Consider the following 1,492-nt stretch of genomic DNA (forward strand, 5'->3'; position numbering starts at 1 on the left):
TCCCCGGCGGTTTTCATGCGGAGCCATTCGCCATACTCATTGTCGTTATTCAGCAGGAAGATGGCGTTACTCACTGAATCAACGGCGGTAAACATCCAGTTGCCGGTACAGGAACGGGAAAGACCGTGGTAATCCTCTCTGAACTCCCCGGCGGCCTGGCGCAGCTGGGTTTGTCCCAGCGCGGCGTCGAAATCTTTCAGCCCCGGCGGGAGCATCAGGAAACCCTCTTCAGGTTTATGTCCGGCTATTTTTTTCTTGCGCTCTTTCTCAATCTCCTTCTGTAAGTCATCTCTCTCCGCCTCAGACTGTTTTCTGACCAGCGGATCGCTGTCTTTATCCAGCCCGTTCGCCGCCGAATCAATATAGAAGCGCTGGGTCTTGTAGGCTCCCCCGGCATAGCGGTTGATACGCCATGCGGTGATCCAGCCCATCTGATCTTCAAGCGCTTTCTCCAGGCTGACCGGCGCGCGCGGCGGATCGTATTTTGCGGCTTGTTCGGGGGATATATGGTCTGAGGACGAACTCAGACCGAGGGTAAGCTCGCGCCAGGCGTTGAAACGGTTGATTAAAGAAGTGTCGATGTCGAATTCTTTCATTTGGTGTGCATCTAAAATACGCCACCTATCTTGTTGCAGATCCTTTGGTAATGAGGACTTAATCACCTTAAATGGAGCACCTACAGAAAACGCTATAGAATACATATCATGCAAAGCAATTTGTGAAAGTAACATACTGTCACCGTGACCATTTGCTTTCCCCTGATCCCCCGGTGGATACCCACCACCTAAATCCGAGTGCATTCCCGGATAAACCACCTCCAGGCTGTTTGCCGGATAATGACCATCCGGGCGGCGGATCGAATCCAGCGGGAAGCACAGCCGCTGCTCGTGGGAAGAGACCAGGTGGACGCAGTTTTTAATCAAGCCCCCGTAGACCTTCTCTGCCGGCAGCGCCTGGGTCCCGTCCGCCCAGCCCATATGCCCTTCCGCGACCGGGGCGATATGTGCCACGCCCACCGAGGCCACCGTATCCAGCAGGCCAAGAAACTCCACGCTGAGCGGAATTTTCAGCCCCCCTACCGCCAGGCACTGCTCGGGCTTATCCTTCCCCTTTTCAGGCTTAGGCAGCAGCTCACTGAGCCAGTTGACAAAGGTCCGCGCTGCTGCTGCCCCGCGCGAGAAGCCGTAGACGTACAGTTTGATGCCCAGCAGCTTCGGCTTACCGGGTTCGGCCGGTACCAGGGCCTTTTGCAGGGCTGGTGCCATATCTTTCAGCAGGCTCTGGAAAGTTTCAAAACGGTTAGCGCTGCCGGTCAGTCCAAAGGACGCCACAGAGGTCGCCATTTTATCCACCGCCTTCCAGCTTTCGTCGTCCGACAGCGCATCCAGGCCCATTGTCCGCTTCAGCGCATCAAGAATCCGCAGCAGACCCCAGTTTATTCTGTCCTCACCGTGGGTCGCTGCTGCCAGCCCCATCATGCTGAAATCCAGAT

1 protein-coding gene is annotated in these 1,492 nt (G+C 55.9%); it reads right to left on the reverse strand.

Annotation, left to right across the window (positions count from 1 at the left end; all coding sequences use genetic code 11):
- The coding region (locus tag HFD92_RS21450) for a DUF2235 domain-containing protein (RefSeq protein WP_167429671.1) at positions 1-1,492 on the reverse strand (1,492 nt) is incomplete at both ends.

This window comes from Pantoea sp. EKM101V (assembly GCF_011800325.1).
GTDB classification, from domain to species: Bacteria; Pseudomonadota; Gammaproteobacteria; order Enterobacterales; family Enterobacteriaceae; genus Pantoea; species Pantoea anthophila.